Origin of the sequence: Paenibacillus albiflavus, from assembly GCF_004344915.1 — a bacterium.
In the GTDB taxonomy this organism is placed as follows: domain Bacteria; phylum Bacillota; class Bacilli; order Paenibacillales; family NBRC-103111; genus Paenibacillus_AM; species Paenibacillus_AM albiflavus.
Genome location: NZ_SKFG01000026.1, coordinates 26,103 through 32,784, shown reverse-complemented (window position 1 = coordinate 32,784; position 6,682 = coordinate 26,103). Strand labels below are relative to the sequence as shown.

Here is a 6,682-nt window from a genome sequence, read left to right as displayed (position 1 = left end):
CATGTATTAGGCACGCCGCCAGCGTTCGTCCTGAGCCAGGATCAAACTCTCCATTAAAGGTGAGCTGATTTGCTCAAAATTTCTTGCTAGCTTGTCAATATCTTGTGGATATCAACGTGTTTGAGATTAATAATCTCATTTATTTCTTCACTCGTTGTTCAGTTTTCAAAGGACAATTTCTATCATTTTTCGCTGCCGTGTTTCTCAGCGGCGACTTTATTAATATACCACATCAGGCTACCCAATTGCAAGTGTTTTTTTTAATCTTTTTTCTTACTCTCACTCGCAAGCCTTGATTTACCTGATTTCTTGTGTTGCCCGTTTAGTGGGGCGAGATCTAATCTATCACATAACGCAAGCTCTCGTCAACACTTTTGTTCGTGTAAAAAAATGACAGCGACCGCCATTGCGGTGATCGCTGTCCGTTGATCAAATATATTAATCTTATTCCCCTTGACGATCGCGCATATGCGGGAACAGAAGAACATCACGAATGGAAGGTGAGTTCGTAAGCAGCATAACAAGACGATCGACACCAATACCTAGACCACCTGTAGGCGGCATACCGTATTCAAGCGCACGAATAAAGTCGTTATCCATCTCATGTGCCTCATCATTCCCATGCTCACGCTCCAGCAATTGCGCCTCAAAACGTTCACGTTGGTCAATTGGGTCATTTAGCTCCGTGAAGGCATTAGCATGCTCACGTGCAACAATAAAGAGCTCAAAACGATCTGTAAAGCGTGAATCGATAGGGTTCTTTTTAGCTAATGGTGAAATTTCAACTGGATGACCGTACACGAAAGTCGGTTGAATCAACGTTTCTTCAACGAATGTTTCGAAGAAAGCATTCAGAATATGACCGAATGTCATATGTGGTTCAACCTCAACCTTATGCTCACGAGCCAATTGATGTGCTTCTTCATTTGTCATTTGGACACCAAAATCAACGCCGACAACCTCTTTAACAGCGTCAACCATCGAAACGCGGCGCCATGCAGGTGTAAGATCTACCTCATAATCACCATACTTAATTACTGTAGTTCCAAGTACTTCTTTCGCAATATGTGCAATCAACTCTTCAGTCAACTTCATGATATCTTTATAATCCGCATACGCCTCATACAGCTCAATCATCGTGAATTCAGGGTTATGACGTGTAGAAATACCTTCATTACGGTATACACGACCGATCTCATACACCTTCTCAAGACCACCGACTATTAGACGCTTCAAGTGCAGCTCAATCGCAATACGCATATGTAATTGCATATCGAGTGCATTATGGTGCGTATTAAACGGACGTGCAGCAGCTCCTCCAGCAACCGCATGAAGCGTTGGAGTTTCAACTTCCAAGTAGCCAAGAGAATCCAAGTAACGACGCATGGATTGAATGATCTTGGAGCGAGTAATGAACGTTTGTTGAACCTCTTGACTCATAATAAGGTCAACATAACGCATACGATAACGCATTTCTACGTCTTTTAGTCCGTGGAATTTATCAGGCAATGGCAGCAAAGACTTTGTCAATACTTCAAGCTCAGTTACCTTGACGGATGTTTCACCTGTTTTTGTTTTGAACACAACACCTTTGACACCAACAAGATCACCAATATCAAGTAATGTAAAAGCTGCATAACGCTCTTCGCCAATTGCGTCTTGACGAACATAAATTTGGATTTTGCCTGTAATATCCTGTAAATGCGCAAAACAAGCCTTACCCATTTCACGCTTCTGCATAATACGGCCAGCAAGTACTACCTCGACTGCTTGTTCATCCAAATCTTCTTTGCTCAACTCATTATAGGCAGTTAAAATTTCACCTGCGCGATGCGTACGATCGAAACGAGCACCAAACGGATCGATCCCCATGCCTCTAAGCTCGTCCAATTTATTGCGTCTAATTTGCAATAACTCATTCAATTCCAATTCGCTCATATTCCCACTCCTCTATATACATTTCAGATAAGCCGAACTATTGCTATAAACCAAAAAGAAACGGTTTCACCGTCTTTATAAGACGGATGCGTTTCTTAAGGTATTACATAAAATTTATGAGATGAATGTTAATAAATTTTATAATACCGAAAAAGCTTCCAAAGGAAGCTTTTCAAAAAGCAGATTATGGATAAGAACGGATTATTTCTTAATTTCCATAATTTCGTATTGAATTACACCTGCTGGAACTTGAACATCTACAATCGATCCAATTTGCTTACCAATGATTGCTTTACCAACAGGGCTTTCATTCGAAATTTTATTCTGAAAAGGATCCGATTCTGCTGTTCCGACAATCGTGTATTCCACGGAATCGCCGAATTCCAAGTCTTTCAAGGTTACAATGGAGCCAACACTTACAACATCTGTATCTACATCATCATTGTTGATAATTCGAGCGTTGCGAAGCATTTTTTCAAGAGTGATAACACGCCCTTCAATAAAAGCTTGCTCGTTCTTTGCATCTTCATATTCGGAGTTTTCACTGATATCCCCATAACCGATCGCCACTTTAATTCTTTCGGCGATTTCACGACGCTTTACCGATTTGAGGTATTCAAGCTCCTCTTCCAATTTCTGCAGACCTGTTTGGGTGAGGATGACCTCTTTTTCAGCCATTTGTCCTATCTCCCGTCATATAAATAAATTTTAAATGCAAATTCCCAATAAACCGCTTACCTTTAATATATTACAACCAAGTTTGGCGATGACTGGAAATTAAAACTGATTTTTATATTGACTGATTATATTGCAATGAAATTAAAATGTCAATCTACGGAAGCCCCAACGAGCACCTCGGAATTGGAAAACTCTTCTAGAATTTGCGCCATACCATCTCGGGTTGTTTGCTCCATAATTGCATCTTTTGCTCGTGCTGCACCTTTCAAACCTTTGAGATACCAAGCCATATGTTTGCGCATTTCCTTAACTGCTACACGTTCACCTTTAAGGGCAATCAGACGATCCATATGGAGGATTGCAATGTCCATTTTTTCTTTCGCGGATGGCTCATCCAATAATTTACCAGTCTCTAAATAATGTACAGTTCGATACAGCATCCACGGATTTCCAAGTGCAGCGCGACCTATCATGACGCCATCACAGCCAGTCTGATCGAGCATGCGTCTTGCATCCTCTGGTGTAAGCACGTCTCCGTTGCCGATGACTGGAATGTTAACCGTCTCTTTGACCTGACGAATCATATCCCAGTTGGAATGACCTGTATACATTTGCTCGCGCGTACGTCCATGAACAGTTACTGCTGCTCCGCCACCACGTTCAACCGCCTTCGCATTATCCAACAAGTAGATATGCTGATCATCCCAGCCGATACGCATCTTGACGGTTACGGGCTTGCTCACATTTGCGACGACGGTCCTAATCATTTCTTCAATCTTGGCAGGCTGAAGAAGCCATCTTGCACCCGCATCAGATTTGACAATTTTGGGAACGGGGCACCCCATGTTTATATCAATGATGTCAGCATTCGTCTGCTGATCCACAATTTTCGCAGCTTCGACAAGCGTTTCCGTATCTCCTCCAAAAATCTGCAAGGATAGCGGTTTTTCTCTTTCATCTACATAAAGCATTTCGAGTGATCTTGCATTCCCATGCAAAATCGCTTTGTCACTTACCATTTCGGCACATACAAGCCCAGTACCAAATTCCTTCGCAATTAATCGGAATGCTGGATTACAAACACCAGCCATCGGTGCGAGCACGACTTGATTAGGCGCTTTTACACCACCTATTGTTAACATTTCATCAACCTCTTTCTACCTGACCTGACTTTACGACATGCAGCTCTTCAATCCCAACATGGAGGATTGCGGATATTCGCTGCAATATTTTCATGTCAGGCTTTCTTGTTCCCCGCTCAATCGAGCCAAGCACTGCCATAGATACACCTATCATTTCAGCTAATTCAGCCTGCGTATGACCTTTAAGCTTACGGAATGCTCGTACACGTCTTGCGATTACGTTCTTATCCACAACATAACCCCTTCTTTCCCATGACAAGTGTTAAGTATATTCTGATAGAATGCAGCACGCTGTGCATCAATTAAATTCATTACCTCAACAAGGGGAATTAATACAAACGCCCGCTCCGTCATTCGCGGATGTGGGAGTATAAGGTCGGCAGTATCCTGCTCTTCCTCGCCATATAGGAGCAAATCCAAATCGAGTGTGCGTGGTCCCCAGCGAATATCACGTACTCTGCCAAGATCCTTCTCAATCTGCAAAATATAGTAAAGCAACTCATGTGAAGTTAAAGATGTGCACACAGCGGCAACTTTATTCAAGAAAGATGCCTGATCCGTATAACCGACTGGCTCCGTTTCATAAATAGAAGATACGTGAGCCACCTGAATCTGAGGATGCGCACCTAACCGACTGATCGCTTCCGTCAAATAATAGGCCCGATCACCAATGTTGGAGCCAAGTGAAATATAAGCCACGACCTCATTAGGATCTTTTGCTGCTGCACTCATAAGCGTCCTTCCCCTTGCCTGGAACGGGTTATTTCAACTGCTACGCCCTGACAATGCACATCAAAAGGAGGATGCGCCTTCGTTACTCGAATCATAACTTCATTGATAACAGTATAGTGATGCAGTAACGCGGATGCAATAGCTTCAGCCAGCGCCTCAATCAGCTTGAACGGCTTACCTTCCACTATTGGCTTGATCAGCTCATATACTTCTGCATAACTCACACTATCTTCCATCCGGTCGCTGCGACCCGGTTTATCCAGGGGCATTCTCAATTCAACATCTACATAGAACCGTTGACCTAGTTTATTTTCTTCAGGGAATACGCCATGATATCCATAGAACTCCACTTTTGACAAAATAATTTTATCCATCTAGCCATTCAACTCCCATCATCGCTTTCTAAAAGGTGAATTGATTACGTATGATTGCATCTGTCATCGTTACGGTACGCTTAATTTCCTTCACATCATGCACACGCACGATATCGCAGCCTTGTGCGATTCCTAGTACGACTGTCGCTGCTGTTCCTTCAATTAATTCGTTCTTAGGCAGATTTAACGTATGATAAATCATTCTCTTACGAGATGTACCGAGCAGGACAGGATAGCCTAGATCAACAATTTCACGCAAATGGTTCATCAGCCAAATATTATGTTCATACGTTTTAACGAATCCAAACCCGGGATCTAAAATAATTTGCTTATCCTCAACTCCCGCTTCACGTGCAATCGCAACAGATGACGAAAGATCGGATAATACGTCAGATAGATAATCTTGATAATCCATATCCGTACGATTGTGCATGAGAATAACAGGACAACGATAATGTGCGGCTACCTGAGCGATTCGCGGTTCTCGCTTGAAGCCCCATACATCATTAATAATTGATGCTCCTGCCTGCATGGCCTGATCAGCAACTTCTGCTTTATACGTATCAATGGAGATTGGAACAGACAATCCAGCTTCTGTTAAAGCTTTAATAACAGGAATAACCCGCATTAGTTCTTCTTGCTCACTTACTTCCGCCGCATCAGGGCGAGTAGACTCACCGCCAATGTCAATGATATCAGCTCCTTGTTCCACCATTTCGAACGCTCGCTTTACCGCATCTTCTATAGTGTGATAAGAGCCGCCATCAGAAAAGGAATCTGGTGTTATATTCAGAATTCCCATCACAAGAGTCCTACGTCCTAATTCAATTGTGTGATTACCATATGTTAATGTTCGGATCATATTACACTTCCTATACTTTGACGATATTGCGAAATGAATCGCTCCGTTTGTCGGTCCAAGCTTCTATCAGTTGAACGGCCAACTTCTATTTTCTTACCGTCCGGCAAATACATACTGCTGATTGGTACGATCTCCTGGATCGAATTCGTTACAAAAATCTCATCGCTATTCACGAGATCATTCCATGTATACAGCCCTTCCTGGGCTACAATACCTAGCTGTTTCGCTAGCCCAATGACGAATTCTCTTGTCACTCCTGGCAGACAACCTGTATCCAAAGAAGGCGTATAAAGAATACCTTCTCGGACATAGAAAACATTCGAAACGATCCCTTCCGAAATATACCCTTCTTCCGTAAGCATAAGTCCTTCAGCGCCGGCTGCCCAAGGATAGGAGGCTAATTCTCTTTTGGCCAAAATATTATTCATATAATGAAGCGACTTTAAACGGTAGATACCCTCAGGCGTATTCCGAGCATGCTTTAATAATTGAAGCGGTTTTCCCAGCACATATAAGTTATCATTACGTTCAGGCAATGCTTTGACATAGATGATTTCTGTCGGCTGCTCATAGCTCTCCTCACCTGGCAGACCTAAGATCGACACACCTGCAGTAATCGTGTAGCGAAAATAACCATCCATTAAATCATTTGCCAGCAGCAATTCACTCACTTGTTTGCTCAGCTTCTCTATATTAGGTTCAAAAGCAATACCCAGCTCGGCACAACTACGAGTTAATCGTTCCATATGCTTATCTAATAAGAAGGGCTGTCCATTATACGTACGAAAGGTCTCAAAAAGCCCCATTCCATAAAGAAAACCGTGATCATATACAGAGACCACAGCATCTTTATCTTCGACTAAAAGCCCATTTAAGCTGATTATCATCCTATTGCCCTCCTAGACGAGAAGAAACGACTTCACCGACCATAAAGGCGGGTGCGTTTAACGACTTAC

Annotated in this window: 8 protein-coding genes; all 8 read right to left on the bottom strand. The window is 42.6% G+C overall.

Features of this window, described 5'->3' with window-relative positions:
* Positions 1–444 precede the first annotated feature (444 nt).
* Positions 445–1,938: a lysine--tRNA ligase gene (gene lysS / locus E0485_RS19725; RefSeq protein ID WP_132419790.1), complete on the bottom strand. Its 1,494-nt coding sequence runs from the start codon at positions 1,936–1,938 to the stop codon at positions 445–447.
* Positions 1,939–2,139: 201 nt separating this feature from the next.
* Positions 2,140–2,616, bottom strand: coding sequence for a transcription elongation factor GreA (gene greA, locus E0485_RS19720; protein WP_132419789.1), 477 nt, complete (start codon positions 2,614–2,616; stop codon positions 2,140–2,142).
* Between the two features lie 149 nt (positions 2,617–2,765).
* The gene (dusB, locus tag E0485_RS19715) at positions 2,766–3,758 is read right to left on the bottom strand and encodes a tRNA dihydrouridine synthase DusB (protein WP_132419788.1); all 993 of its coding nucleotides are present in this window, start codon (positions 3,756–3,758) and stop codon (positions 2,766–2,768) included.
* A gap of 4 nt (positions 3,759–3,762) precedes the next feature.
* Positions 3,763–3,990: a helix-turn-helix domain-containing protein gene (locus tag E0485_RS19710; RefSeq protein WP_132419787.1), complete on the bottom strand. Its 228-nt coding sequence runs from the start codon at positions 3,988–3,990 to the stop codon at positions 3,763–3,765.
* On the bottom strand, positions 3,975–4,490 hold the full coding sequence (folK, locus tag E0485_RS19705) for a 2-amino-4-hydroxy-6-hydroxymethyldihydropteridine diphosphokinase (RefSeq protein ID WP_132419786.1): 516 nt from the start codon (positions 4,488–4,490) through the stop codon (positions 3,975–3,977). The genes E0485_RS19710 and folK overlap by 16 nt, the downstream gene beginning before the upstream one ends.
* Complete coding sequence (folB, locus tag E0485_RS19700; protein WP_132419785.1) at positions 4,487–4,864, bottom strand: dihydroneopterin aldolase; 378 nt, start codon at positions 4,862–4,864, stop codon at positions 4,487–4,489. Before folB ends, folK begins: the two co-directional genes overlap by 4 nt.
* Positions 4,865–4,892: 28 nt before the next feature.
* Positions 4,893–5,726 (bottom strand): dihydropteroate synthase, encoded by an 834-nt coding sequence (folP, locus tag E0485_RS19695; protein WP_132419784.1) that lies wholly within the window; start codon positions 5,724–5,726, stop codon positions 4,893–4,895.
* A complete protein-coding gene (gene pabC / locus E0485_RS19690; protein ID WP_132419783.1) occupies positions 5,723–6,613 on the bottom strand; it encodes an aminodeoxychorismate lyase in 891 nt (296 codons plus the stop codon). Before pabC ends, folP begins: the two co-directional genes overlap by 4 nt.
* Positions 6,614–6,682 lie beyond the last annotated feature (69 nt).